Here is a 25494-nt window from a genome sequence, read left to right on the forward strand (position 1 = left end):
TCGCCGGGACTTTTCAACGGATATGATCCCAGCCCCAGACAACTTTCGCAAGGGGCTGAACAGGTTCAAAGCCACGCCCGGCGTGCCTGACTACTTCCAACTGCACGACCTTAACTTCAATTCATCCATAAAACCTGTAGTCATGGTGTCGAATATCGACACGACGCGGCAAACAATTCTATCAAAGATCGCGTCCTACAACGTCGGAGGCTGGACCCCGAGCGACAACGCGGCTGCACAGATCGCATCCCATGTCTGCTTCTGCAGCGGAACGCCGGAGCGCAGGCGCTCCTCGCGGGACCGGGCTTCCGGCTCGCCTGGAACCAGGACCGGAGTACCGGGCGTGGTCGGTCGCGAGGCCTTCACATAGTTGGCGTAAGCGCGCGCTCTCTGCAGGAAATCCGGCTCTCCAAAGCGGGCCGGGTCGAGGTAGATCGACAGCATGCCGTTGCTTATGCGGCCGCGCTTGCCGCCAGGGATAGGACCGGACGTCGCGCCTCCAGCCAGGACGCCCGCCAGGATTTCGCACATGAAGGCAAGGCCGGAGCCCTTGTGCAGACCGAAAGCGACGAGAGCGCCCTCGCCGTGCGCTAAGTCCCGAACGCCGCCCGGCACGATCGGTCCGTAAAGTGCCGACGGGTCCGAGGTCAACTTTCCGTCGAGCCCGACCAGCGCTCCCTCCGGCACTGGCTTGCCGCCGTTCGATGCGACCAGGACCTTGCCTTCGGCAACAAGCGACGTCGCGAAATCAAGCAGGAACATAGGTTCCTTGCCGTCCGACGGAACGCCTATGCAGATGGGATTCGTGGAAAACCGTCGATCGATCCCACCGAACGGCGCAACCAGCTCGCCGCCGCCCACATTGACGAAATGCAACGAAACCAGACCGGCATCGGCGGCCCGTTCTGCCCAGTCGCCGATCCGGCCGAGATGGCTGGAGTTTCGCAGGCCGATCATCGAAACGCCCGCGGCCCTGGCTTTCTCCACGCCCGTGTCGACGGCCAACGGACCGATTGTTTGGCCGAAGCCCCAATTGCCGTCCACTGTGGCGAAGGAGGGACCCTCCGAGACCACCGTCAGCGTCTGCCCCGGTCGGACATAACCCTGCCGCAGCCAATAGAGATAACGCGGAGTGCGTATCACGCCGTGGCTGTCATGGCCCGCTAGATTGGCCGACAGAAGGTAGTGTCCGATCCGATCCGCTTCGTCCCGCGCGCAGCCGGCGGTCGCGAAAATAGTCGCGACGAACTCTTTCAGCCGCGCGGCAGGAATGACGTAAGTTGGCTCCTCCATCACCATTGGTTTGTGCGGTACAATCAAGTTTAGATCAATCCCGAATCGCGCGCGGCCGCCGTCGCCTCGCCGCGCGAGACGGCCTCCAGCTTGTCCAGCACCGCCGACACGTGATGATCGACCGTCTTTGGCGAGATGGTCAGATGCGCGGCGATCTTCTTGTTGGAAAAGCCGCGTTCGATCAGCTGCAGCACCTCCATCTGGCGCTGCGTGAGGCCGGCCTGGTTGGCGCGCGTCGCCTGTCGCGGTCCTCTCGCGATGTGGCTGACGCCGCTTTCCCGCATAAGGCCGCGGACGTGCTGCGCGACCGCCCTCGCGCCAAGGTCCTCAAAAATGGCAAGCGCTTCGCGCTGCGCCGCTTCGTCGCCGCGCAGCAAGGCCATTGCCTGTTCGAAAGGCGCCTCCATTTCGGCCCATAGCGCTGCGGCGGCGCGCCAGTCGCCGGTCAGTTGCAGGCGGTGCGGCTCCGCCATGCCGTCCGTGTCGCCGGGTTCGGATCCGGGCGACAACAGCTCCCGCCAGATGGCAAGTTCGCCGAACACGGCCGGCGTCGGCGCGAGGCTTTCGGCAAGCGCGATCAGGCGCAAGGCTTCCTGCCTGTCGGCTTTTCCAAGCCAGGCCAACTCAGCCAGCACCTCGGCAAACGCCACCAGGCGCTGCAGCTCCATGCCCTTGTCCAGGAACCGCCTCATCTCTTCGACGATCGGCTCGGCCGACGGGTCGCCGCGGCGGATGCGCAGCCTCGCCAGAGCCACCAGCGACGGATAGCGCACCAGCGGTGTGGTCGCGTCGTCGTCGACAACCTCATGCGCCGTTGTCGCGGCGTCGTCCCAAAGGCCGCGACGAAGCAAAAGCTGCGCCTGCACGCCGCGCATGTAATCGCGCCATGTCGCGAGATCGTTCTCGACGCAATAGCCGATGCCGCGATCCAGGAACGACGCCGCCTCCTTGAAGTTGAGGCTGTTCATCTCGACGCAGGCGCAGTTCGTGAAGGCGCGCGCCGCATGCTCCTGGAAGTTGCCCGACAGCGCGATTCCAAGGCTGCGGGCGAGATCGCGCCGCCCTTTGGGAAAATCCAGCCATTGTCCGGCGGCGCCGACATTGTTCAGCGCATGACAGAGAATGTCCGCCCGGTTGAGCCGCTCCGCCAGTTCGGCCGCCTTGCCGCCGAGCGAAAGCGTGTCCTCGAGCCGCTCGGCCAGCATCGCCAGTTGCGAGAGGTTCGAGTAGGCCATCGCCAGCTCGGCGCTGTCGGGCGCGGTTTCCAGAAGCTCCACCGCCTGCTCGCCGAAACGGTCCGCTGCCTCGCGATCGCCGAGCAGATAGGCAAAGCGCGACAAGCACCTGAGGCTGTCGCCTTCCTTGAGCCGATCGCCCAGCGCCTGGCGCAGCTGGCGCGCCCGGCCCTGCGCTTCCATCGCCGCGTCGACGCGGCCGATCAGGTGGCACTCAAAGGCATGGCCTTCATAAAGCTCCGCCCGCTTCTCGATCGGCAGGATATCCGCGTAGCGCAGGGCGACCTCGTAGTAACCCGCCGCATCGCGATGCGCGCCGACGCGGGAAGCCTCGTGCGCGGCGACCGGCGCGAGCTCGCGCACCACGTCCAGGCTTTGCGCTTCCACGGCATGATGCACGAGCCTTGCGGTGGCGACTTGCGGATTTTCCCGCAACGCTGCGAGGGCGCGCTCATTGTACTCCCGTCGTCTGCTGGGCGTCAGCGCCATCTCGATCGCCGTGCGGGCGATCTCGTGCCGGAAGGCATAACCGTCGCCGAAATCCTCGAGCAGACCGTTGGCGACGCATTCGGCAAGCTGGCCGGCGGCGGCGATTCCGCAAAGGCCGCTGAGCGCCCAGGCGTCGGCGCGGCGCGGGAACACCGAGACCGCGTCGAGCATCGAGCGGGCGCCGGAGGAGAGCCGCTCGGCGCGCGCGAGCACTGCATCGCGCACGCTGACCGGCAGCAGGCCGTCTTTCTCGCCGGCCAGCAACTCCGTCACGAAGAAGGCATTGCCTGCCGTGGCGCGGTAGATGGCGCCGCCGTCGCGGCCGGCGGCCTCGGCGAGCGACAGGACGGCCGTCTCGCTGAGCAAAGGGACCTCGATACGATGGATGTTGCCGGCCGGGATTTCGCCGAGCGCCCGGCGCACCCGCATCTGCCCCTCGCTGCGGTCGGTGCGCGCCGTGATCAGAAGCAGGATGTGGGTGTTCGCGATACGCCGGCCCAGGAAGCGCACGAAATCCAGCGTCGCGTCATCCGCCCAGTGCAGATCCTCGATGACCAGGACGCTTGGACCCTTCGTCTCGAAAACGTCGAGCGCGTCGGAAAAGAACGGCAGCCTTTGCCCCTGACGGGCATCGATCGCCCGCGGCAACTCCCATCCCGCCTCGCGCGCAAGATCGTAGAGCGCCCCGAGCGGGTCGGGAATCGAGAGGTCCTCGCAGGCACCGCGCAACAGCTTCACGCCTGCCGTCATCCGCTCCGTGAACGCCTCGACCAGCGTCGTCTTGCCGGCGCCGGCTTCGCCGGACAGCGCCACGACGCGGCCGTGGCCTCGCACGGCGCCGGCCAGCGCGGCCTCCAGTTGCGTCAGTTGCGTCTGCCTTTCCAGAAGCATCGTCACTCTCGCGAATGGGATTGTTGGCGCGGCGGATGCCGCTGGATAGTCGGTACGAAGGTGTGGAAATGTGACCTTCCACACATTCCAGTGCCTATTTCCACATACAACGCTCCAAAGATAGGGAATCGTTCCGTCGAATATGGGGAAAGGTGCCGATGCGCGCCTTCCGCGAAGGTGATTTCTGCTGGGTCGCGCTTGAACCGAGCGCAATTCACCAATGAAAGGAACCCGATCGTGCCTCGTTACCTGATTGAACGTACCTTCCCCGATGGGCTTCACGTGCCGATGAACGACGCCGGCGCGACCGCGATGGGCGGCGTCATCGCCCGCAACGCCGAGAAAGGCGTAACCTGGGTGCAATCCTTCGTCTCGCCGGACAAGTCGAAGAGCTTCTGCATCTATGACGCGCCCTCGCCGGAGGCGATCCGCAGCACCGCGCAGAAGAACGCGCTTCCGGTCGACAAGATCACGGAGGTCCGGGTCCTCGACCCCTACTTTTATCGCTGATCGGGCAGATGTCGGACAGACCATACCCGTCGCCGGCGGACCTGACGCCGTGCCAGAGGACGAGGCTGTATCCGCCGCGGCGGATATTGTCCCGCCACGGCGCGACTTCATGCGACGGGCTGTGTCGGCGTTGCTTTCGCCCCTGCGAAACCGGCGCCGTCTTCTGCCGCCGCAGGACGATTACCTGAAGCGCGACATCGGCCTGCATGAGCGGGAAAACCCGCGCGAGTACTGGGAATATTGGTGGCATCACCGCTGATCCCGCACCGGGCAATTTCAGGAAGACTGCGCGGCGGTTTTCCGGCCGGAATTGCGCAGGCCAAAGACTTGGAGCGGTTCGTTCGGTGAACCGTTCTGATCGGGATCAGCGACCATCCTTTTTACCGACAGGCGCCGCCGGCGTTCGGAGTTGGCCTTTCCCGGCCGGACTGCCGCCGCTTGCGCGCCTCAATTGGAAAGACAAGAGACAAATGAACATTCAGACCTTAACCAAATGCGTTATCGGCGCTTCTGCCTCGATCATCATGCTGATGGCGGGCGCGGCCACGGCCGAAACCGTCAATCCGCTTGCCGAAAAGGTGCGCGCGGCCAACAGCCGCTTCGAGGACGTCGCGGTGGCGACTGCAGAAGGCTATGCGCCGATCCCTTGCGCCAGCGGCATCACCGGCGGCGCCATGGGCATCCACTACGTCAATGGGACCTACCTCAAGGACGACGCCGTCGACGTCGCCAAGCCGGAGGCGGTGATGTACGAGCCGATGGCCGACGGCACGCTGAAGCTGATCGCCGTGGAATACATCACCGCGAAGGGCCCGGCCTCGCTCGAAGGCCAGCTGTTCAACTTCAACAGCGCCCCCAACCGCTACGGCCTCGGCCCGTTCTACGAGCTGCATGTCTGGGCCTGGAAGCAGAACCCGACCGGCGCCTTCGCCGACATGAACCCGAACGTCTCATGTGACGCGATGAAGGGGATGTGAAGGCACCCTTTCCTTCTCCCCGTTTCACGGGGAGAAGGTGGCCCGAAGGGTCGGATGAGGGGCGGCGCCGGCAATTGCGATTGGCCGCGTTTCGCAGCTAGTCACCTGAAATTAATGCCAAAACGGCAACAAAGTACGAGACCGCAATCATGGCGTAAGCAATCTGGAGAAAGGTCATTCCGTCACCCTTAATTCGAGAATGACCTCCCAGATATTCCCAAAAATCTTGTCCCGCCACGGGAAAATTCAGCGCGAATTCCCGTACGAGATGTCTACTTATTTGCTGTCATGCCCGCGCAGCTTTTTAGCTTTCTACGGCTTGCGTACTTCAGCGCAAATCTCCGAAAGTCCGCGCTGCCCCTCATCCGCCTGCCGGCACCTTGTCCCCGTGAACGGGTAGAAGGAAGCACTCCCACCCACCCTTTCTTAAGGTGTTTCGGATAGACCGGAACGCTGGAAAGAGGCGGAAAACGGAGAGTATTCGGGGTGCGCTTTTCCGCGGCAACGACTGCCGGGCGGTTCCTGCCGCAGCGCTTGGCGCTGCGCATGCGGCCGTTGCTTGGCCGCATCGACGCGGTGCTGTTCACCGCCGACGAACGCGGCGAAGCCGGGCGCATGTCGCTGATCGCCTTCTCCATCCGTATCATCAGCGCCTTCATCGCCTTTGTCAGCCAGGTGCTGATGGCGCGCTGGATGGGCTCGTTCGAATACGGCATCTCGGTGCTGGTCTGGGTGACGATGGTCATCGTCGGCAACCTTGCCTGCCTCGGCTTCCACACCTCGGTCATTCGTTTCATTCCCGAATATCGCGAGCGCGGCATGCTGGCCGAACTGCGCGGCATCGTGCTCGCCAGCCGCCTGTTCGTGCTCGTCGCCTCGACGCTGATCGCGGGCCTCGGCGCCCTTGGCGTGTGGCTCGCCTCGGACTGGATCGAGAACTACTACGTCATCCCCTTCATCCTCGGCGTCATCTGCCTGCCGATGATCGCGCTCGGCGATCTCCTGCAGGGGCTGGCGCGCGCCAATTCCTGGGCGCTGCTGGCGCTGTCGCCCACCTATCTGGCGCGGCCGGTGCTGATCCTGGCGTTCATGGCGCTGATGCTTGGCCTGCACTACGCGCCCGACGCCAAGACCGCGATCTTCGCCTCGATCGCCGCCACCTATGTCACGACGCTCGGCCAGCTGATGGCCGTCACCTCGCGCATGGAGAAAAAGATACCGGCCGGGCCGATGGCGGTGCATTTCGGCCAGTGGATCCTCGTTTCGCTGCCGATCTTCCTGGTCGAGAGCTTCTTCTTCCTGCTCACCAATGCCGACGTGCTGATGGTCGGCGCCTATATGAACCCCAACGATGTCGCCGTCTATTTCGCCACGGTGAAGACGCTGGCGCTGGTGCATTTCGTCTATTTCGCGGTCAAGGCCGGCGTTGCCCAGCGCTACGCGCAGTTCACCCATGGCGAACCGGACAAGCTCGCCGCCTTCGCTCGCGAGACCGTGTCCTGGACCTTCTGGCCCTCGTTGCTGATGGCGCTCATGGTGCTGGCGCTGGGCGAGCCGATGCTGATGCTGTTCGGTCCCGAATTCACCGCCGGCTACCCGCTGCTCTTCCTGCTGGTGCTGGGCGTCGTGGCGCGCGCCGCCGTCGGCCCCTGCGAAAGCCTGCTCACCATGAGCGGCAACCAGAACATCTGCGCCGCCGTCTATGCCATGACGCTTGCCCTGAACATCGGCCTCAACGTGCTGTTGATCCCGCTGTTCGGCCTCTGGGGCGCGGCAATCGCCACCAGCCTCGCCATGGTCTTCGAGGCCAGCGCGCTCTCCTTCACCGTCTGGCGCAAGCTCGGCATCGTGATGGCGATCTTCGTGCCCGCAAACAAGGAAGTCGCCTGATGGCCGCCGTCCCGTTGCTCGAAGAGACCAGCGGCGGCACCGCCGGCGCCATGGTCTCCAACCTTGCCGGCCTGGCGCGCGAGGCCGACCCCGCCCATATCGAGCTCTTCGCCAGCAACCGGCCGGAGCGCAAGCTCGCCATCTACCCGGCCTCGGCCGGCTTCGACCTTGTCGAGGAACTCGACTATCTCAGCGCCCGCACGATCGAGCCGAACGTCTTCTTCAACCCGCGCTTCCTGGCGCCGGCGATGCCCCGGCTGGAGGACCGCGTGGTGCGGCTAGCCGTCATCCGCGACGGCGACGAATACCGCAACCGGCTGCGGCTTCTGGCGCCGTTCTCGGTCGAGCGGCCGGCGATCCCGCTCGGCGTCCCGGTGATGCGCACATGGTCGAGCCCGTTCGGTCCGCTCGGCACGCCTTTGGTCGACCGCGACGATCCCGTCGGCGTCATCGAGGATTTCTTCTCGATGCTGTCGAGGCCGCATCTCAAGCTGCCCAAGGTCTTCGTGCTGCCAGACATGAGGCTCGACGGCCCGGTAGCGAGCCTCATGACCTCCTTTGCCGACAGCCGCGGCCTGACCCTGGTGACCACCGGCAAGGTCGAGCGTCCGGTGCTTGAAAGCGACGCCGATGGCGAGGACTATCTCAAGGCCTCGCTGCGCGCGCATCACAGTCGCGAATTCCGCCGGCTGAAGCGGCGTCTCGCCGATCAAGGCAAGCTCGAGCACATCGTGGCGCGCGGGCCGGACGAGATCCGCCACGCCATCGAAAACTTCCTGACGCTGGAAGCGGCCGGCTGGAAAGGCCGCGAGCGCACCGCGATGGCGATCGACCGTTACCGCGCCGCCTTCGCCCGCGAAGGCGTGCACAGGCTGGCCGAGCAGGACATGTGCCGCATCCATCTGCTGACGCTTGACGGCCGCACCGTCGCCTGCCTCGTCGTCTTCGTCGAGGCGGGCGTCGCCTACACCTGGAAGACGGCCTATGACGAGGCGCTCTCCGCCTATTCGCCGGGCACGCTGCTGATGATCGAGGTGACCAAGCAGCATCTCGACGATCCCAACATCGTCATGACCGATTCCTGCGCAGTTCCGGACCATCCGGTGATGAGCCGGCTGTGGAGCGAGCGCAAGCCGATGGGCACGCTGGTGGTCGGGCTGACGCCGGATGCCGACCGGCTGGCCCGTCAGGCGGCCTCGCAACTGCATCTCTACCGTGAGACCCGCAACATGGCGCGCATCCTGCGCAACCGGATGCGGAGTCTTTTGAAAAGGCGTTAGATCAACGGCGGGACACAAGCTATGGTCCGCGCGGCGAACTCGGGCCGGCCTACACGAAACCATCCAGATGATCAGAAGTCGTTTGCGTCACACCAGTTTCCGTGCGGCCGTGCTGCTGATTGCGCTCATGCCTGCCCGGGCCTGGGCCGATACCTGCCCGGAAGATTGCTCCGATCCGCTGCCTCCCGCGGTCAACATCTACAGCCAGACCACGGCCAGCCATCTCAGTCCTGCCACGGCGGGCGCGCTGCCGCGCGTCTATGTGCCGAACCGCTCCTCCAACAGCGTCTCGGTGATCGACACCGTCACCTTGAAGGAGGTCGGCCGGTTCCCGGTCGGCAGCAAGCCGCAACATGTCGTGCCGTCCTGGGACCTCAAGACGCTGTGGGTCGCCAACAACGGCACCGGCAGGAACGGCAGCCTGACGCCGATCGACCCGATGACGGCCAAGCCCGGCCAGCAGATCCCGGTCGACGACCCCTATAATCTCTACTTCATGCCCGACGGCAGCGCGGCAATCGTCGTCGACGAGGCGATGAAGCGGCTCGATTTCCGCGATCCGCACACCATGGCGCTGAAATCGAGCCTGCCGACGCCGACCTGCTCCGGCATCAACCATGCCGATTTCGCGATCGATGGGTCCTATGCGATCTTCACTTGCGAATACGGCGATGGCGGCCTGGCCAAGATCGACCTGAAGAACCAGAAGGTGCTCGGCCACCTCGACCTCTCCAAGATGGGCATGCCGCAGGACATCCGCCTCTCGCCCGACGGCAAGGTTTTCTACGTCGCCGACATGATGACTGACGGCGTGTTCCTGATCGACGGCGACTCCTTCAAGGAGATCGGCTTCATCCCCACCGGCATCGGCGCGCATGGCTTCGTCGTCAGCCGCGACGGCAAGCGCCTCTATGTCTCGAACCGCGGCTCGCACAAGATGGAACAGGGCAAGGCCGAGGGTCCAGGCAGCGTGACGGTGATCGACTTCGCCACCCGCGCCGTGGTCGCGCAATGGCCGATCCCGGGCGGCGGCAGCCCCGACATGGGCAATGTCAGCGTCGACGGCAGGCAGCTCTGGCTCTCCGGCCGCTTCGACAGCGAAGTCTACATGATCGACACCACGAGCGGCGCCGTGACGAAAATCCGCGTCGGCGTCGAGCCGCATGGGCTGACGGTTTGGCCACAGCCGGGCCGCTACTCGCAGGGGCACACTGGGAATATGCGGTAGCAGCCGGCTCCAACACAGCAGTTCAGGCCGGGCTGCGCCGATGCCCAAGGCGCAGGCTGGCCATCGTCGGCCTGCGCCCCACGCCCGCAACGCAGCTCTTGCGGCTCCGAGGCCGCCTCCAGAAAGTCCCAGGACCGCGATGTGCTACCTGATAGGCCGGAGACCCGGCAGAAGGAACGTGGCGTGCTGGTGATCGGATTGGGCGCGCAAATCTTTGGCCAAAATATTCCGAGCCCCATCAGCTTGTCATCCAACCGTCATGCTGCGCACTTACACATCCACAAATCCGGATGGATAGATGCATGGACAAGACTACTGCTCTGCTGGCGCTGGCCGCGCTTGGCCAGGACACACGGCTAGAGGCTTTCAGGCTGCTCGTGCGAGCGGGTGCCGAAGGCGTTCCAGCCGGCGAGATCGCATCGCAACTGGGAACGGTGCAGAACACCATGTCTGCGCATCTGAAGGTCCTCGACCGCGCCGGGTTGGTTCGCGCCGAACGGGAGGGAAGGATCATCCGGTATGTCGTCGACATGAACGCCTTTCGCGATCTGCTGGGCTACCTGATGGAAGACTGCTGCAGGGGCGCCCCGGAGCTTTGCCAGCCGGTCATCCAGGCGGTGACCTGTACATGCTGACGATTTCAATGGAGGCTCGGCACCGTGTCCGCTGACCTGTCGCGACGGCTCGCCGCCGAAGCACTTGGAACGGCGATGCTGGTCGCCACTGTGGTCGGTTCCGGGATCATGGCCGACCAGCTGACCCATGATGTGGCGCTCGCCTTGCTCTGCAACACCTTGCCGACCGGCGCGATACTGATCGTGTTGATCACCATCCTCGGCCCGATCTCCGGTGCGCATTTCAACCCAGCGGTCACGCTCGTGTTCAGCCTGAGGCACCAATTGGCCCGCGATGTGGCCCTGACCTACGTGGCAGCCCAGCTCGCGGGCGGCATACTCGGCACATTGACGGCCCATGCCATGTTTGACATGCCGCTCTTCAGTCTCTCGACCACGGTACGCTCGGGGTCTGGTCTGTGGATCGCTGAGGCGGTCGCGACCTTCGGCCTCGTCTTCACCATCCTTGCCGGTATCCGCTTTCGCGCCGACGCCATCCCGTGGCTGGTTGGCCTCTACATCGTGGCCGCCTACTGGTTCACTGCCTCGACTTCATTCGCAAACCCAGCCGTGGCCGTGGCCCGCGCCCTCTCCAATACCTTCGCGGGCATCCGGCCGCTCGATGTCCCGGCCTTCATCGCCGCGCAGCTTGCCGGGGCTCTGCTGGCAATGGCGCTCGCTGGCTGGCTGCTTGCGGAACCCCAAGCCATCGCCAATGAGGAACCCGCCGAATGACCATCACGATCTATCACAACCCCCAGTGCGGCACCTCGCGGAACACGCTGGCCATGATCAGGCAGAGCGGCGAAGAGCCCGAGATCATCGAATACCTCAAGACGCCTCCCTCACGTGCAAAGCTGGTTGAGCTGATCGCAGCCATGGGGATCACTACCCGTGCGCTGCTTCGGGAGAAGGGAACGCCCTATGAGGAGCTTGGGCTCGCGGACCCAAAGTGGTCAGACAACGATCTGATCGACGCCATGCTCAAGCATCCGATCCTGATCAACCGCCCAATCGTGGTGACCCCGCTGGGCGCGGTCCTTGCGCGACCTTCTGAGGCGATCCTCCCGATTTTGCCCAATCCCGACATCGGCCCCTTTACCAAGGAAGACGGCGAGGTCGTTATCGACGCGACCGGCAAGCGGGTCGTTTGATCGTATTTCGATCTTTATCGAAATAGGTATTGACCTGTGCCGGCGGCGGGTGCAGTGTTATTTCCATGAAACTCGAACAAGCAGCAAAACAGCTCGAAGCCATCGGCAATCCGACACGGCTCAAGCTCTATCGCACGCTGGTCAGAGCCGGCGAAGCAGGCCGGCCCGTGGGGTACTTGCAGGACAGCCTTGGCATCGCGGCCTCGACGCTGTCCCACCATCTGCATCGCCTCATTCTGACCGGCCTCGTGACGCAGGAGCGGCAGGCAACGACCCTGATCTGTCGGGCCAATTATCCTATCATGAGGGAGCTGGTCGGCTTCCTGGCTGACGAGTGCTGCGCTGACGCCGCTTGCGGTGCCGTCGAGGGCGAAGCAGCGGCATAGCGTCTATTTTTTGTTTCGTATTTCGATGATCCCGGAAGGACGGAAACAATGCCGATGAACGACCATGACTCCCTCCCTGTTGCCGTCATCGGAGCCGGCCCGGTCGGCTTGGCGGCTGCAGTTCAGCTCGTTCGGCGTGGGCTCCCCGTGAAGGTCTACGAGGCCGGCGCGGAAGTCGCCACCAATCTCCGCGACTGGGGTCATGTTCGGGTGTTCACGCCTTGGCGCTACTGTGTGGATCGGATGGCGGTAAGGCTTCTTGAGCGCAATGGCTGGACGATGCCCGATCCTGAGGCGTTCCCAACCGCTGACGAGCTGATTGCGCACTACCTTGAACCGCTCGCAAGGCTGCCTGAACTCTCAACGTCTATCGAGACCAACGCCAACGTGGTCGGCATCTCCCGCTGGGGTGCTGACAAGGTATTGAGCAAGGAGCGACAGGCAAGGCCCTTCATGTTGGTCGTGAAGGCCGCCGACGGGATCAGGCGCGACAGCGCGCGCGCTGTCGTTGATGCGTCCGGGACATGGCAGACGCCAAACCCACTTGGGGGCGGTGGTATCACGGCGGAAGGTGAAGCGGAATACGCTGACAGGATCGCCTACGGCATCCCCGACATTCTCGGCCGCGACCGCAGCCTCTATGCCGGTCGCACGACGCTGGTTGCTGGCTCCGGCCTTTCGGCCGCCAACGTTCTGCTGGAACTCGATAGACTGGCTGCTGACGAGCCGGGCACCGCTTCTCTTTGGGTGACACGCAGTACCGATCTTGTTCGCATCTATGGTGGTGGAGACGCCGACCAACTTCCCGCTCGTGGCGAGCTGGGTGCCGATGCTCGCGAGCTGGTGGAAAGTGGCGGCACAACGATGGTCACCGGCTTCGCAACGCTGGCCATCCGCGGCTCAAACGGCCGCCTGACCGTTGAAGGTCAAACGCGGGACGGCTTACAAGTGCTGGGGCCTGTTGACCGTATCATCGCCGCGACCGGCCAGCGGCCCGATCTCTCCCTCACGCGCGAACTTAGGCTGGACCTTGACCCGTGGCTTGAGAGCGTCAAGGCGCTGGGGCCTCTGATCGACCCCAACGAGCACTCCTGCGGCGACGTTCCCCCGCACGGCCATCGCGAACTGAGCCACCCCGAGCCCGACTTCTACACTGTCGGCGTCAAGAGCTACGGCCGCGCTCCGACCTTCTTGCTGCTGACCGGGTATGAACAGGTACGGTCGGTCGCGGCAGCCCTCGCCGGCGAGATGGCGGCTGCGGATGCCGTGCAACTGGTGCTACCCGAAACAGGCGTCTGCACGGTCTCTCCCTCAACCATACGCGCGACGGGTGGCGGATGTTGTGGAGGCCCAGCTCCTTCCGAGGCTGACGCCTGTTGTGTCGCCGACGCTGAAGCGAAAGCCGCTGGCAAGAGCGGCTGCGGTTGCAACGCAGCAGCATGAGCGAACCAAACCGCGATGGAGCGCAGTCGGCGAACGATCATAACCGTCCTTGGACTGACCCAGATCATGGCTTGGGGGTCCACCTACTACTTGCCGGCGGTCATCGCACCGAAGGTAGCCGCCGACACTGGCTGGCCGCTGACTTGGGTCGTTGGCGGATTGTCGCTCGGCTTGCTCGTCGCCGGCTTGATCTCGCCTCATGTCGGCTCATCCATTGAACGGCACGGCGGTCGAAACGTGCTTGCGTTCAGCGCGTGCTGCATCGGCGTCGGCCAGATCGGGCTTGCGGCCGCCCCGAACCTCGTCGCCTACATCGTGGCATGGGTCGTTGTGGGACTTGGCATGGGGGCAGGCTTGTACGACGCCGCCTTCGGCACCCTCGGGCGGCTCTATGGGCACGGCGCGCGCTCCGCTATCACAACCCTCTCGCTGTTCGGCGGGTTCGCCAGCACCGTCTGTTGGCCGATCTCGGCCTTCCTGATTGGCGAGACGGGCTGGCGCGGCACCTGCCTCGTCTATGCCTCGGTACAGTTGTTGTTCGCCCTCCCCCTCTATCTCACAATGGTGCCGCGTGGGGTGCCGCAGCCGAGCGTCCCGGACCGGCCGGGAAAGACACAGGCTGCGGTCCCTTCTGTGGCGACCTCAATTCCGATCATGGTCGTCCTGGCTGCCACGCTGACATTGGCGGCGGTCATTTCGTCGACGGTGTCAGTTCATCTGCTCACCATCTTGCAGGCAAGCGGCATGGCGCTCGCCGCCGCCGTTGGGCTCGGGGCACTCGTCGGCCCCGCTCAAGTGTCGGCGCGTGCTGTCGAAATGTTTATCGCCCGCTATCATCATCCCATCTGGACCAAGTTCGCGTCCGTGACATTCGTCGCCATCGGTATTGGTGCGCTCTGGGTCGGGGTTCCGGTTGTAGCTGTGGCGCTTGCCTTCTACGGGGCTGGTATCGGCCTCGAAACGATAGCGCGGGGCACGCTGCCGCTCGCTCTGTTTGGCCCTGCGGGATACGCGAGGCTCATGGGACGTCTCGCTATGCCCAGCTTGATCGCCCAGGCAGCAGCGCCGTCTGTGGGAGCTTTGTTGTTGGAGCAAGCCGGCCCTCATGGCACCCTTGCAGCTCTCGCCGCTTTGGCGTTGCTGAACGTCGGGCTCGCTTGCAGCTTGGGCTGGCTGATCTTCCGTCGTCGTACACTGCAGGTTCAGATGCAGTGATGCATAGCGACCGGCCGGGTTGTCACTCCCAGCGTTGCGCTCGGCTGCACTTGGCATGACACCGGCATCGTCAAGGACGCCGACGCGAACGACGATCTCGCCGGCGACAAGCTCAACATCGCGAACGGCTACAAGCACTCGCTCTGACCGCCAAGCGCAGGCTGGCCGTCCTCGGCCTGCGCCACAGTCGTCAAAACCCGAAAAGATTGGCGAAGGATGGCCTGCCAACTCGCAGAGCGAAGGACGGCCTGCCATCCGAAGCTGGCAGAGCGAAGGATGGTGCCCCTAGCCGGGGGCCAAGAACTCAATCAATTCAATTGCCAAATAGAGGAGTGGGACAAACTGCTTCGTTTCAAATCGTTATGTGTTTCGACGAGCTTGTCCCACGAAAAATGCCGATACAGGTTCCCGTTCAGGGGCGCCGTCAACGCCCAGCAATGTCTTAGTCTAGTCCTTTTTTCGCACTTCCCAAGTGGAGACTAGGAAGGTCGCCATGGTGCCGGCCAGGTTCACTGCCAGCTCCGCGTGCCGGGGGAGAGGCTTGGCGCGCTTCGGCCCAGGGCTATGGGCATCGCTCAGCTTGTTGCGGAGCGCCCCCAGCGACTCGACGATGTTCTGGCAGCTGCCGAGTATCTTCCTGAACACCTCCTCGGAGTGGTCGTCGGGGGCGAGCTTGAGGCGCTTGGATAGGCGGCGGTACAGCACGGGCAGCTCGGCTTCTTCGTCGTAGACCTCGCCGGCCTCGTGGAGGACCCATTTGCAGACGTCCTCTAGCAACGTCCGCGCCAGAGTGATCGCGCCGGCGGGGTCAGATGAGCGGCGGTCCATGGCCATTTGCCATCGACCACTTATGTCGCCGGGATTGAAGGCGGCCAGCACCGCCGAGATGCTCTCATCGGCGGGCACACCCGCCGGCAGTGGGCGCAACTCGTAGACGGGGCTGCCCGACATCCGCCCTGCATCGGCCAGATGATAACCGTCGTGGCGCAGATGTGTGTTGAGCTCGGCTACCAGTTCCTTCTGCCGCGGTGCGGATTGAGCGAGTGGGTGAACGATCTGATTCAGGAATTTGCTTACAACTGCGCGCGAGCAAGAGAAAAAGCCCAGTGCGGTCAGGAAGTCCGGCATTTTCCAATTGCGATGTTTGACCCGGTGTTCGGCTATGTCGTCTGCCAGGGTCTGAGGCGGTGCCCACACATCGCGGCTGTGATCCTCGAACACCGGTTTCATATCTTTTACCGGCCAGATGCGGCTGACGACCGCGAGATCGTCCATCTCGGTTGCGAGGGAGCCGCTTCCGAAAACATAGGCGATGCGCCTTCGAGTGAGCTCTGTGATAGGCGGACTGCCCAGCTCGTCGATCGTCGCAATGGCTTCACTGAGTGCGTAGCTATTGATTTCCTCGAGTAACTCTCGGCCGACTGACACAAGCTCGGTGGCCGGAACCTCGGCGAGGCGCTTCGAGGCGTATTTGAACTTGCTGTTAAACGCCTCGTCGGTGGTGCCATCGGCCAGGCCTAGCCGTTTGCACACGCCCGGCACTTCGTACGCTTTATAGCCCGCGATCGAGTCCGCAATCAGGGTCCGCAAGCTCTGAAGCAGTTCTGTTGAGGGGCGCGGAGGGCTCATTTGGCCAGCCAAGAGATGGTGCTCGGCGCAACATTGAAGCTGCGCGCGATCTCGCGCACCGAACAGCCTGGCGTTTCTCTCGTCATCGTCACGCCTAAACGGTAACCCCGGCTAGGCACTGCGGGAGCGACCGAGCGTCGAAACCGGCTGCTCGGCGCAAAAAACTCAAAGCCTTCCTTGGGTGCAATCGGATCCTCGCGCGCAGCGCGTTCCGGCGAGCCTCGGGAACCGGGGTCCTTGTCTCCGCTAGGGATAGAGCACCTTAGCATCCTTCTCACTTCACGATCCGCAAGTGCGGTGTCTTGGGTTCATGCGTGATGGTGATGCCGTATAGGCGGGCAAGTTCCGCCGGCTGGACATGCAGGAGGGCGCCCAGGTCGATGATCGAATAGCCCAGCTGCTGAACGTGAGCCTCGATCAGCTCGGGCAAGGTAGTCGGCTTTTCGGCCGGGAAATTTAGCTCGGGCGGCTCATTCTGGCGTATCTTGGCGATGCTGAATTGTTGCCAGAGGTAGCGCTCCTGGTTGTAGGCAAGGCATCCCAGCGAACGGGCACGCATGAGCAAGGAGGCCATGGACACCCGCCATATCGGCTTGAGTTCGGCGAGCAGCCGCAGATCAACCCGACGGGCAAAAAACGGCCGGATATCGCGCGCGGGCATCAAGAGCGCGCTGGCAAATTCGTTGGCCTCCTGCTCCATGTTTTGCGTGGGCTGCCCGTGGTGCATGACTAGGTGTCCCAACTCATGCGCTAGCGTGAACCTCATGCGGTCGGCCGGTTGTTCCGTATTCAGTACCACCAAGGGCGGCAGGCCCGGAGCTCGGAAGGTCACGCCGTCGACCGATGAGCCACCCAGCGGGGATTGCACCACGATGACGCCCGCGGCCTCCATGGCACGCGTCAGGTTCCCGAGCGGCCCCTGCGGGAGGCGCCATTGAGCTCGGACCAGGTCGGCAACGTGCCCGGCATCGCCATCAAACTCGTCGATCGGCAGTTGCGGAAGTTCGAAAGTCGCTTCTACGTCGACAGCATCGAGCAGGCGTCGCAGGTGCATGGATCGCAAGTTCAGCTCGGCCAGGATTTGATCGAGTTCCCGAGCGGATACGCTCGCCTTTTTTCGCCACATGGGGTGTAAGCTGACGGGAGCCCCTAGGACGGGATCGGGCTGACGGAAAAACGACTCCGGCAGGTCATAAACCTCGGCCGCCTTCTTAAGCACATCATCGGTGATGGCCGAGAGCTGGTTCTCGAAGCGGGACAACATGGCTTGGCTCACTCCCAAGCGCTTCGCGGCGTCCCCTTGCTGGAATCCTCGCAGTTGCCGCGCGGTGCGCAGCAGGTTGGCGTTGACGATTTGCATGGCCTATTCGACTTCCGACTTCTTATCGTCGTTGGCGGCCGGCTTCTTCACGGTGACCTTCGCGCCACGCTCCTGGTCCGGAGCAATCGGCTGGATCGGAAGAGGCACGGTCTCGGCGGTAGTATCCGGCAAGACCACGTAGTCCCACAGCCGCACGTTGCCGTCGCGGGCAACGACGACAACGCGTTCGATTTGCGTCTGCAGGCGGTTTAGAATGTACACGACTTCGACCTTATGGACGTACGGAATGCCGGGCAGATCACGCTGCTGCTCGGCGAAGTCGAGAAAAGCCTGGGTCGGAATGTTCGCGCCCAAGCCGCGGTCGTCAGCCTTCTTGAAACGGAGCAAGACCGCATCGTCGATGACGAACTTGGCTGTCTCGTCGTGCCGCAGGACGCGCACGCCTGAATTCTCCGCCCAGGCGGCGATCGCGCGCTGCATCATGAAGTCGTGGACCAGGCAGGCGCGGCTGCGACCGGGGAAAAGGAGCCGGCCCGACAAAGCCAACGCCTGCCAATCCCTCCATGCGCCGTGCGCGATCTCGAAAATGGCATTGTGATAGGACTCTAGGGCTTCCCTCACCGCGTCCTCGTCCGCTCGAATCATGGCATTCCCTTCGGTTTCCAACATCATGACTCATCGTTCTGCAAAAGCAACTTATTTTTTGCATGATGCCATTCGGCTCAACGCAACTGCTCCTCGTTTGCCCGAACGGGTGTTGGGCTTCCGCTACGCTCTCGATTGCGCGTCGACCAGCCTGCAGTTTAACCGGACCGTCTCCTTATAGGAGGTGGAATGCATTCGCCGGGAGTCCGAAATGAGGGAGCAAAGCTGCCTGCACGATTTCGCCTGAGCCTGTCATTGAGCAGGCCCGGAGGGCGTCATGGTGGAGACTGCAAGCCGAGCACGACGGTGCCATCCGTGCGCAATGCCGGCGCAGTTCGATGGTTGCTCCCGAGCTATCGACGATCCCCAGTCAAATCGGGCGACGCCATGGGATTCATGCGCTCGAGCGTCCGGTCTTTCAGAACAAATTGATGCCAGAGCGCGATCAGGGCGTGCAACCCGGCGAGCCAAAGGATCAACGTCCCACCGGTTTCGTGCAAGTCGGCGATCTCTCCTGGCGCGCCTTGCACCGGCGCCGTCAGGCTCGGTAGATCGATACCAAGAAAGGAAACCGGCACACCAAGCCGGGAGGCGGCATACCAGCCGCTCAAGGGTAGCGCGATGAGGAGAACGTAGAGGAAAGTGTGTCCGGCGCGCGCTGCAAGGTCGAGCCATGGTTTCTGCGGGTGTTCGATCGGGGGCGCAGCGCCCAGCCATCGGGCCAGCAGCCGAGGAATGACCAATAGCAACACAGCCAGGCCCACCGCAAAGTGAACGTAAGAGGGGTCTGTCCGCGCATGACGGCCGCCTACCGCCGTGAACCAGGCGACAACCACGAGCACTGCTGTCAGCCAGTGAATAGCGATCGTTATCTGCGAATATCGATGCATTGGAGTGCCTTCAAACTCGTGGGCGCTCTCACAATCGCGCAAGCGCTAGTATGTTCCAGATAGACCCTCTGCCGCCGTCGAGACAACATACAGGCCCATCGGACAGCGAAGCATGAGAATTCGATTCCCCTCTCGCTGTGAGCTTTCAACGAGCCATGATGACCGGCAGCCCCAGGTTCGTGATGATCGATCTGGTCACGCCGCCAAAAATTCTCTCGCGCAGCCGGGAATGGCCATAGGCGCCCATGACCATGAGCTCGGCGCCCGTGTCGACGGCGTGCTGACGTAGGACGTCGGCGATCGAGTGGTTTGAACTCGGCAGTCGGTCTACGGCCACCTTTACACCATGACGGGAGAGATAGCTCGCCACGTCTGCTCCGGGTTCCGCGCCGTGATGCCGTTCGTCCTCGATCGGATCGACCATGACGACCCGCACCTCATCGGCTGCCGAGAGGATTTCGAGCGACTCGCGCACGGCGCGCGACGCCTCCAGGCTGGCGTCCCATGCCACGAGAACGCGTTTCGGCTTCAACGTCGCGGACGCTCCTTTGGGAACAAGCAGGATTGGCCTTCCAGACGAAAACAGCGCGCCTTCTATGACTTTCTCCTTGAGCGTTTCGCTCGTCAGCAAGTCTGGCCCAAGGACAGTTAGATCGGCGTAGCGCGCGCGCCGGCCAATGACCTCGTCCGCCCAGGCATGGTCCGGATAGTCATCGCTCAGGTCCGTCGAAACGGGGCTCGCCGACAGCATTTTGGAAACGGCCGAATTCCGCTTCTGCAGCATTTCCATTTCGGCTTCTCGCTCCGCCAGCCAAGCCGGCGAAACCACCTCGGCATATGCTCCGCCAGAAGGAGGCGCTGCGATGACCAGCACGAGCACCGAGAGATGGGCGTTGATTTCTTCGCACAGGCCGGTGGCAAGCTTCAGATCATCGTCTCCCTGATCGGCCCCTGTAACCGTGAGTAATGTCGTGAATGGCATGGCGGCAACTCCTTGTTCGGGAAGGTTCACAGAGGAGTAGCCGTAGCCAGGAGGTCGGAAACCGTCCTTGCGCTAGATCAAACTGATCCCGTCTCGAGATTGATCCCGGTCAACGTGCGATCGCGCGACACGCCTTAGCGTGATCCGATGGCTGGAGGTGGATCAAATGAGATTCCGGATGACGATGGGTTTTTTGGCGCTGACGCTGAGCACCGCGGCGGCGCAACAAATGAGCAATGGAGAACAGGAATATCTGAACTCCTGCGCCGTGTGCCACGGCGTGGACGGCAGGGGTGACGGACCGATGGCTGACGTATTGCGGAAGCGCCCCGCGGATTTGACCACACTTGCGAGGCGCAATGGCGGGGAGTTCCCCTACTGGCGGGTCTACGCGACAATCGACGGCCGCGGCCTCGTGCCCGAGCATGTCGAGCGCGACATGCCGATCTGGGCAATCAATTCCTACCCGACGACGTGAAGAAATACGGCCCCTACGGTGGGGAGGCCGTCACCACGGAACGCATTCAAAACCTCGCCGGTTACGTCATGACGCTCCAGCGCTAGCACGACATGTGGAGCTGGCGAGCCGAAGGATGGATGCAACCAAAGTCAAGGCGCATACGATGATTGCTCAGAACCAAGACGTCGTGGTCGACATGCTGAAGGACCCTGCCACCTATGGTGAGGCTGGTCCCGTCGAGACGATTGAAACCCACATTTCCAGGATATTCCTTGTCGGGCAGCGCGCGTTCAAAATGAAGCGCGCGGCAAAGCTGCCTTATGTCGATTTCTCGACGCCGGAGTTGCGGGTCGCAGCGTGCGAAAAGGAAGTGGAGTTGAACTCCAGAACGGCGCCCGGTCTCTATCTCGATGTCCACCGCATCACGCGCGCAGGAGACCGGCTTGCCTTGGATGGATCTGGCGAGTTGGTTGATGCCGCTATCGAGATGGTTCGCTTCGATCAGTCGAACCTCCTCGATCGCATGGCCGCCGCGGGGACATTGACCCCCACGCTGATGACGGGCGTCGCGCGCATGATTGCGCAGTATCACCGCAGCGCCGACGTGATCCATGCCGGAGGCGGATCGGCGAACATTGGCGGCGTGCTTGAAATCAATTCGGCCGGATTTGCGACAAGTCACGTGTTCGATGGCAAGGAGATTGAAACGCTCAACGCTGCGTTTCGCGCCGTCCTCGCCCGCCATGCTGGTCTGCTTGACCGGCGCGAGGCGGCGGGCCGGATCCGTCGCTGCCATGGAGACCTGCATCTGCGCAACATCTGCGTCCTCGATGGCGAGCCTCGCCTTTTCGATTGTATCGAGTTCAACGATCAGATCGCCACCGTCGATGTCCTTTACGATCTCGCATTCCTGCTGATGGACTTATGGCATCGCGGTTTTCTGGAGTTCGCCAATCGGGTGATGAATCGCTATCTGGACGACGCCGACGACGAGGACGGCTTCGTCCTGCTGCCGTTCTTGATGGCGGTGCGGGCGGCGGTGCGCGCTCACGTGACCGCGACGCAGGTCGAGCAGGGCAGCCAGGACTCGACAAGGCTGATAGCCGAAGCGCGATCCTATTTCGAGCTCGCGCAGGCTCTGCTCGCCGAAACGCCGCCTCGGCTCGTCGCGATCGGCGGTCTGAGCGGCTCGGGCAAGACGACGGTCGCCGAAGCGCTTGCACCGCGGATCGGCTCACCGCCTGGCGCCCGGATCGTCGAGAGCGACCGCATCCGCAAGGCCATGCATGGCGTGCCCGCCGAAACGAGGCTGCCGGACAAGGCCTACCGGCCTGGCGTGTCGGAACGCGTCTATCGCCAGATCGCCTGGCGTTCGGAGCTGATCCTTGCAGAAGGCGGTTCCGTCGTCGCCGACGCGGTATTCGACAAGCCGGAGGATCGCGACAGGATCGAGCGCGCCGCGAGCGAGGCGAACGTCCCGTTTGCAGGATTTTGGCTGGCGGCCGATCCATCGGTGCTCTGGCGCCGGGTCAGCGAGCGCAAGGTCGGCCCGTCGGATGCTACGGTCGACATCCTGTCGCGGCAATTGCAGCGCGACGCCGGCCCGTTGACCTGGCGCAAGATCGAGGCGGACCGCAAGGCGGCCGAAATCACCGCCGAAATGCTGACCTGGGTTGAAGACAAAGCCTCATCCACGGTCAGTTTCAGAAGGACAGGATGACCGGTCTTACCGCCGCTGAGCCGACCTCCAGTGTCGCTAGGGACAGGCCCGGCTCTTCGGCGTGATGTGCAACCGAGAAGCCGAACTCCCGGCACATTTTGAGCATCTTGCTATTTTCGTTGAGGACTGTGCCCTCGATGCGGGCGACGCCCTCCGCTCTCGCATAGGCGATGAGCTGTTTCAGCAAGTCCCATCCGAGGCCATTGCCCTGCAGATCCGACCGCACGAGCAAGGCATATTCGCCGGTCCTGTGATCGGGGTCGCAAGAAAGCCGGCCGATTCCGGCCAGCGCTCCGGTGTCCTTTTCCAGCGCGACGAAGGCGATGTCGCGCGGTCATAATCCAGCTGGGTGAGCCGCTTCAGCATCTGATCCGGGAAGTTCTTCCGCAGCGACAGGAACCGCAGCCGCAGATCATCGGGTGAAATCCTGGCCAGGAACGCAGGATAGAGCGCTACGTCCGCCGGCATGATCGGTCGGATGTGGAAGGAGAGACCATCCGTGTCAAAATCCCGACACCATCCTGACGGATAGGGTCTTATCGCGAGAGCCGGATTTGGCGCCGCCTCGTCCACCCTCCGTGGATCGATTTCGATGCGGGCATCGAGCGCGATCACACCCTCTGCGTCTGCCAGCAGCGGGTTGATGTCGAGGGACACCAGGCAGGGAAAATCGACGATCATTTGCGACAGACCGTTCAGCGCGGCGATAATCGCGGCTCGATCGGCTGGCCTGCGATCGCGATAGCCGGCAAGCAGGCGGCCTATCCTGGTCGCGTCGATCGCATCCGCGGCTAGCACGTCGTCGAGCGGCGGCAGAGCGATCGCGGTGTCGTTCACAACCTCGACAGCTGTGCCGCCGGCGCCGAACAGAATGACCGGCCCGAACATCGGGTCCACGCTCATGCCCAGAATGAGTTCCTGCGCATGCTTGCGCGCGACCATTGCTTGCACGGTGTAGCCGTCCGGCTTCGATCCCGCCGCCTGTGCGCGCAAGCGTGTCTCGATCGACCGCGCGGCCTCCGCGGCCTTCTCTGGAGTGCCAATGTCAAGAACCACGCCGCCGACGTCCGACTTGTGTGAGACCACCTTCGACAGCAATTTGACGACCACTCTTTCCGAGCTTTCGAGAAGCTCGCCAGCTGCCTGCGTCACTTCGGCGACGGACCCGGCGACAATGGTTCGCGGCACCGGAATCCCGTAGGCGGCGATCGCCGCTTTTGCTTCCGGCTCCGTCAGCATGCGCCGCCCTTCGCTGGCCACCTGCCGGAAAATCGCATGCGCGGCGGCCTTGCCGTCGACCCGGTCATCCACCCTGGCTCGAGGGCGTCCGCAGGAGCGCCCGCTGAGCCTGCGACCATTCGCTGAGATAGGACGCCGCGACCACGGCGTCCTCTGGCGTCTCGAAGCAGGCGATACCGGCTTCCGTCAGGAGGCGCCTGCCCTCTCGCGCGGTATGCTCGCCGAGCCAGCACGCAAGAAGCGGCTTTCCTCCGATCTCGCCCTCGTCGCCAAGCTCGGCCACCTTCCTGGCCGCGTTTGCCGAAGAACCGAGCCCAGTGGGACAGTTCATCACCAGGATGACGTCCGTCCCCGGATCCGCCGCCAAGGCTTCGAGCGCCGCCCCGTAGCGCTCCGGGGCTGCGTCCCCGACGATGTCGATCGGGTTCGCATGCGACCAGGTTGGCGGCAGCACATGGTCGAGCCGTGTCAGCGTCGAAGGCGCAAGTTCAGCCAGCTCGCCGCCACGATCGACGAGCTTGTCGACGGCAAGAACGCCGGCGCCGCCGCCATTGGTGACGATGCCGACGCGTGCCCGCTCGAGCGGAGCGTGGCGCGCAATCGTCTCGGCCGCGTCGAGCAGCTCGGCCAGATCATCCACACGCAGCACCCCTGCCCTGTGCAAGGCGGCGTCCACCACCCTGTCCGCGCCCGAAAGCGCGCCGGTGTGTGTCGCCGCCGCCCTGGCCGCCTGTTCGTGCCGGCCAGGTTTGATTGCGATGACCGGCTTGAGGCGCGCCGCCGCCCGCGCGGCCGACATGAACTTGCGCGGATTGGGTATCGTTTCGAGATACATCACGATGGCTCGCGTGTGGAAATCGCCCGCCAGCATGTCGAGGCAGTCACCAACGTCCACGTCCGCCATGTCGCCAAGCGAGATGATCCGGGAAAAACCGACATTGTTCTCAGCTGCCCAGTCAATCAGCGATGTCGCGATCGCGCCTGACTGCGAGATCAACGCGATGTTCCCCGGTCGAGCCGCCATGTGGGCAAAACTTGCGTTGAGCTTCGCCGGAGGGACCATCAGCCCAACTGTGTTCGGCCCGATGACGCGCATGAGCGATGGCTTGGCGGCATCGAGCATCGCCTGGCGCAGACCGTTTCCATGATTGAGCCCCGCCGTGATGACGACGGCTACTCGTGTTCCCTTCTCACCCAGCTCGCGCACAATGCCGGGGACGGCATTAGGAGGGGTAACAATCACCGCCAGATCGGGAATGCCCGGCAGGTCGGCAATCCTGCCGTAGCAGCGATGGCCGGCCACCTGCGAGTGTTTGGGATTAACCGGCCAAATCTCTCCCTCGAAACCGCCGACGACGATGTTGTCGAAGACGACACGACCGACCGAACCAGCGCGTTCGGTCGCACCGACGACAGCGACGGACTTCGGTGAGACTGCGTATTCAAGATTTCGGATCGTCATCCTGGAAGACTCCTTACCGCCACATTCACCGAAGGCGGCGAGCATTCATTGCGCTGGATCAAAGCGTCACCGGCACCCCGAGGCTAGCTAAAGCGACGCTGTGACCAACCTGCTCTACGGGCGATGGCATCCGTCGAAGGAGAATCCGATGGGTTACTATTTCAGCAAAAACCTCGACATGCCGTTTGCGGCGGCGATCGAACATGTCACCAAAAAGCTTGCCGGCAAGGGCTTCGGCATCCTGACGCGGATCGATGTCCAGCACACGATGAAGGTCAAGTTGGGCGTCGACTTCAAGCCCTACATGATCCTCGGCGCCTGCAATCCGCATTTCGCATGGCGGGCGCTGCAGGCCGAGGACAAGATCGGCGCGATGCTGCCCTGCAACGTGATTGTAACCGAGATCTCGCCAGGCAAAGTCGAGATTGCCGCGGTCGATCCGGCAGCGTCGATGGGTGCCATCGAAAATCCATCGCTTGCCGCAACAGCAAAGGATGTCCGGTTGTTGCTGCAGGAACTGATCAGCGAACTTTGACGGCTG

22 protein-coding genes and 1 pseudogene are annotated in these 25494 nt (G+C 63.4%); 15 read left to right on the top strand and 8 right to left on the bottom strand.

All coding sequences use genetic code 11. The annotated features are described in order from the left end of the window. Positions 1 to 195: 195 nt before the first annotated feature. Positions 196 to 1293, bottom strand: a complete 1098-nt coding sequence (locus FJ957_RS28935; RefSeq protein ID WP_140836219.1) for a malate/lactate/ureidoglycolate dehydrogenase — start codon at positions 1291 to 1293, stop codon at positions 196 to 198. A 29-nt stretch (positions 1294 to 1322) separates the two neighbouring features. Further along, positions 1323 to 3908, bottom strand: a complete 2586-nt coding sequence (locus FJ957_RS28940) for an AAA family ATPase (protein ID WP_140836220.1) — start codon at positions 3906 to 3908, stop codon at positions 1323 to 1325. Between the two features lie 237 nt (positions 3909 to 4145). Between FJ957_RS28940 and FJ957_RS28945 the strand changes: the two genes are divergently transcribed. The 12 genes from FJ957_RS28945 (at position 4146) to FJ957_RS28995 (ending at position 14605) form a co-directional block, all read left to right on the top strand. Beyond that, entirely contained in the window at positions 4146 to 4418 is a 273-nt protein-coding gene (locus FJ957_RS28945; RefSeq protein WP_140658868.1) for a DUF4242 domain-containing protein, read from the top strand. Between the two features lie 109 nt (positions 4419 to 4527). Next, positions 4528 to 4677: a hypothetical protein gene (locus FJ957_RS32000; RefSeq protein ID WP_181177557.1), complete on the top strand. Its 150-nt coding sequence runs from the start codon at positions 4528 to 4530 to the stop codon at positions 4675 to 4677. A gap of 265 nt (positions 4678 to 4942) precedes the next feature. Then, positions 4943 to 5395, top strand: a complete 453-nt coding sequence (locus tag FJ957_RS28950; RefSeq protein WP_246685993.1) for a hypothetical protein — start codon at positions 4943 to 4945, stop codon at positions 5393 to 5395. A 486-nt stretch (positions 5396 to 5881) separates the two neighbouring features. Then, positions 5882 to 7285: a lipopolysaccharide biosynthesis protein gene (locus tag FJ957_RS28955; protein ID WP_140836222.1), complete on the top strand. Its 1404-nt coding sequence runs from the start codon at positions 5882 to 5884 to the stop codon at positions 7283 to 7285. Then, positions 7285 to 8565, top strand: a complete 1281-nt coding sequence (locus tag FJ957_RS28960) for a GNAT family N-acetyltransferase (protein WP_140836223.1) — start codon at positions 7285 to 7287, stop codon at positions 8563 to 8565. The genes FJ957_RS28955 and FJ957_RS28960 overlap by 1 nt, the downstream gene beginning before the upstream one ends. Positions 8566 to 8632: 67 nt before the next feature. Continuing rightward, complete coding sequence (locus FJ957_RS28965) at positions 8633 to 9793, top strand: YncE family protein (RefSeq protein ID WP_140836224.1); 1161 nt, start codon at positions 8633 to 8635, stop codon at positions 9791 to 9793. Positions 9794 to 10095: 302 nt separating this feature from the next. After that, positions 10096 to 10428 (top strand): helix-turn-helix transcriptional regulator, encoded by a 333-nt coding sequence (locus FJ957_RS28970; protein ID WP_140836225.1) that lies wholly within the window; start codon positions 10096 to 10098, stop codon positions 10426 to 10428. Positions 10429 to 10452: 24 nt separating this feature from the next. Continuing rightward, positions 10453 to 11142 (top strand): MIP/aquaporin family protein, encoded by a 690-nt coding sequence (locus FJ957_RS28975; protein WP_140836226.1) that lies wholly within the window; start codon positions 10453 to 10455, stop codon positions 11140 to 11142. Next, positions 11139 to 11561 (top strand): arsenate reductase (glutaredoxin), encoded by a 423-nt coding sequence (gene arsC / locus FJ957_RS28980; protein ID WP_140836227.1) that lies wholly within the window; start codon positions 11139 to 11141, stop codon positions 11559 to 11561. Before FJ957_RS28975 ends, arsC begins: the two co-directional genes overlap by 4 nt. A 65-nt stretch (positions 11562 to 11626) precedes the next feature. Beyond that, the gene (locus FJ957_RS28985; RefSeq protein ID WP_140836228.1) at positions 11627 to 11947 is read left to right on the top strand and encodes a metalloregulator ArsR/SmtB family transcription factor; all 321 of its coding nucleotides are present in this window, start codon (positions 11627 to 11629) and stop codon (positions 11945 to 11947) included. A 54-nt stretch (positions 11948 to 12001) separates the two neighbouring features. Beyond that, positions 12002 to 13390, top strand: coding sequence for an NAD(P)-binding protein (locus FJ957_RS28990; protein WP_140836229.1), 1389 nt, complete (start codon positions 12002 to 12004; stop codon positions 13388 to 13390). A gap of 15 nt (positions 13391 to 13405) precedes the next feature. Beyond that, positions 13406 to 14605, top strand: a complete 1200-nt coding sequence (locus tag FJ957_RS28995) for an MFS transporter (protein ID WP_140836230.1) — start codon at positions 13406 to 13408, stop codon at positions 14603 to 14605. Positions 14606 to 15052: 447 nt separating this feature from the next. On the opposite strand, the gene FJ957_RS29000 is transcribed toward FJ957_RS28995, so the two are convergent. The 5 genes from FJ957_RS29000 to FJ957_RS29020 all read right to left on the bottom strand — a co-directional run bounded on the left by FJ957_RS29000 (position 15053) and on the right by FJ957_RS29020 (position 20072). Then, a complete protein-coding gene (locus FJ957_RS29000) occupies positions 15053 to 16234 on the bottom strand; it encodes an abortive infection family protein (RefSeq protein ID WP_140836231.1) in 1182 nt (393 codons plus the stop codon). A 274-nt stretch (positions 16235 to 16508) separates the two neighbouring features. Further along, positions 16509 to 17594, bottom strand: coding sequence for an XRE family transcriptional regulator (locus tag FJ957_RS29005; protein WP_140836232.1), 1086 nt, complete (start codon positions 17592 to 17594; stop codon positions 16509 to 16511). Between the two features lie 3 nt (positions 17595 to 17597). Further along, positions 17598 to 18227 carry a hypothetical protein gene (locus FJ957_RS29010; RefSeq protein ID WP_140836233.1) on the bottom strand — a complete coding sequence of 210 codons (630 nt, stop codon included), beginning with the start codon at positions 18225 to 18227 and terminating at the stop codon, positions 17598 to 17600. 326 nt (positions 18228 to 18553) lie between these two features. Beyond that, entirely contained in the window at positions 18554 to 19090 is a 537-nt protein-coding gene (locus FJ957_RS29015; protein ID WP_140836234.1) for a cytochrome b, read from the bottom strand. A 145-nt stretch (positions 19091 to 19235) separates the two neighbouring features. After that, positions 19236 to 20072 (bottom strand): universal stress protein, encoded by an 837-nt coding sequence (locus tag FJ957_RS29020; protein ID WP_140836235.1) that lies wholly within the window; start codon positions 20070 to 20072, stop codon positions 19236 to 19238. Positions 20073 to 20250: 178 nt separating this feature from the next. Between FJ957_RS29020 and FJ957_RS29025 the strand changes: the two genes are divergently transcribed. Continuing rightward, a complete protein-coding gene (locus FJ957_RS29025; protein ID WP_348642573.1) occupies positions 20251 to 20550 on the top strand; it encodes a c-type cytochrome in 300 nt (99 codons plus the stop codon). Positions 20551 to 20695: 145 nt separating this feature from the next. Continuing rightward, positions 20696 to 22252, top strand: a complete 1557-nt coding sequence (locus FJ957_RS29030) for a bifunctional aminoglycoside phosphotransferase/ATP-binding protein (protein WP_140836301.1) — start codon at positions 20696 to 20698, stop codon at positions 22250 to 22252. Here the strand turns inward: FJ957_RS29030 and FJ957_RS29035 are convergent. Then, a pseudogene (locus FJ957_RS29035) lies at positions 22236 to 24953 on the bottom strand (bifunctional acetate--CoA ligase family protein/GNAT family N-acetyltransferase). The gene FJ957_RS29030 and the pseudogene FJ957_RS29035 sit on opposite strands and share 17 nt — an antisense overlap. Positions 24954 to 25101: 148 nt before the next feature. Here FJ957_RS29035 and FJ957_RS29040 point away from each other — a divergent pair. Continuing rightward, positions 25102 to 25488, top strand: a complete 387-nt coding sequence (locus tag FJ957_RS29040; protein WP_140836236.1) for a DUF302 domain-containing protein — start codon at positions 25102 to 25104, stop codon at positions 25486 to 25488. The last annotated feature ends 6 nt before the right edge of the window (positions 25489 to 25494 follow it).

Source organism: Mesorhizobium sp. B2-4-6 (assembly GCF_006442775.1).
Classification (GTDB): Bacteria; Pseudomonadota; Alphaproteobacteria; order Rhizobiales; family Rhizobiaceae; genus Mesorhizobium.

Excerpts from the sequence above, each read along its gene's own strand:
- FJ957_RS28970 (WP_140836225.1), top strand. The coding sequence starts at position 10,096 with ATGGACAAGACTACTGCTCTGCTGGCGCTGGCCGCGCTTGGCCAGGAC.
- FJ957_RS29005 (WP_140836232.1), bottom strand. The coding sequence starts at position 17,594 with ATGCAAATCGTCAACGCCAACCTGCTGCGCACCGCGCGGCAACTGCGA.
- FJ957_RS29030 (WP_140836301.1), top strand. The coding sequence starts at position 20,696 with ATGATTGCTCAGAACCAAGACGTCGTGGTCGACATGCTGAAGGACCCT.
- FJ957_RS28940 (WP_140836220.1), bottom strand. The coding sequence starts at position 3,908 with ATGCTTCTGGAAAGGCAGACGCAACTGACGCAACTGGAGGCCGCGCTG.
- FJ957_RS28935 (WP_140836219.1), bottom strand. The coding sequence starts at position 1,293 with ATGGAGGAGCCAACTTACGTCATTCCTGCCGCGCGGCTGAAAGAGTTC.
- FJ957_RS28985 (WP_140836228.1), top strand. The coding sequence starts at position 11,627 with ATGAAACTCGAACAAGCAGCAAAACAGCTCGAAGCCATCGGCAATCCG.
- FJ957_RS29040 (WP_140836236.1), top strand. The coding sequence starts at position 25,102 with ATGGGTTACTATTTCAGCAAAAACCTCGACATGCCGTTTGCGGCGGCG.
- FJ957_RS28995 (WP_140836230.1), top strand. The coding sequence starts at position 13,406 with ATGGAGCGCAGTCGGCGAACGATCATAACCGTCCTTGGACTGACCCAG.
- FJ957_RS29015 (WP_140836234.1), bottom strand. The coding sequence starts at position 19,090 with ATGCATCGATATTCGCAGATAACGATCGCTATTCACTGGCTGACAGCA.
- FJ957_RS29025 (WP_348642573.1), top strand. The coding sequence starts at position 20,251 with ATGACGATGGGTTTTTTGGCGCTGACGCTGAGCACCGCGGCGGCGCAA.
- FJ957_RS32000 (WP_181177557.1), top strand. The coding sequence starts at position 4,528 with ATGCGACGGGCTGTGTCGGCGTTGCTTTCGCCCCTGCGAAACCGGCGC.
- FJ957_RS28950 (WP_246685993.1), top strand. The coding sequence starts at position 4,943 with ATGCTGATGGCGGGCGCGGCCACGGCCGAAACCGTCAATCCGCTTGCC.
- FJ957_RS28990 (WP_140836229.1), top strand. The coding sequence starts at position 12,002 with ATGAACGACCATGACTCCCTCCCTGTTGCCGTCATCGGAGCCGGCCCG.
- FJ957_RS28965 (WP_140836224.1), top strand. The coding sequence starts at position 8,633 with ATGATCAGAAGTCGTTTGCGTCACACCAGTTTCCGTGCGGCCGTGCTG.
- FJ957_RS29010 (WP_140836233.1), bottom strand. The coding sequence starts at position 18,227 with ATGATGTTGGAAACCGAAGGGAATGCCATGATTCGAGCGGACGAGGAC.
- FJ957_RS29020 (WP_140836235.1), bottom strand. The coding sequence starts at position 20,072 with ATGCCATTCACGACATTACTCACGGTTACAGGGGCCGATCAGGGAGAC.
- FJ957_RS28960 (WP_140836223.1), top strand. The coding sequence starts at position 7,285 with ATGGCCGCCGTCCCGTTGCTCGAAGAGACCAGCGGCGGCACCGCCGGC.
- arsC (WP_140836227.1), top strand. The coding sequence starts at position 11,139 with ATGACCATCACGATCTATCACAACCCCCAGTGCGGCACCTCGCGGAAC.
- FJ957_RS29000 (WP_140836231.1), bottom strand. The coding sequence starts at position 16,234 with ATGAGCCCTCCGCGCCCCTCAACAGAACTGCTTCAGAGCTTGCGGACC.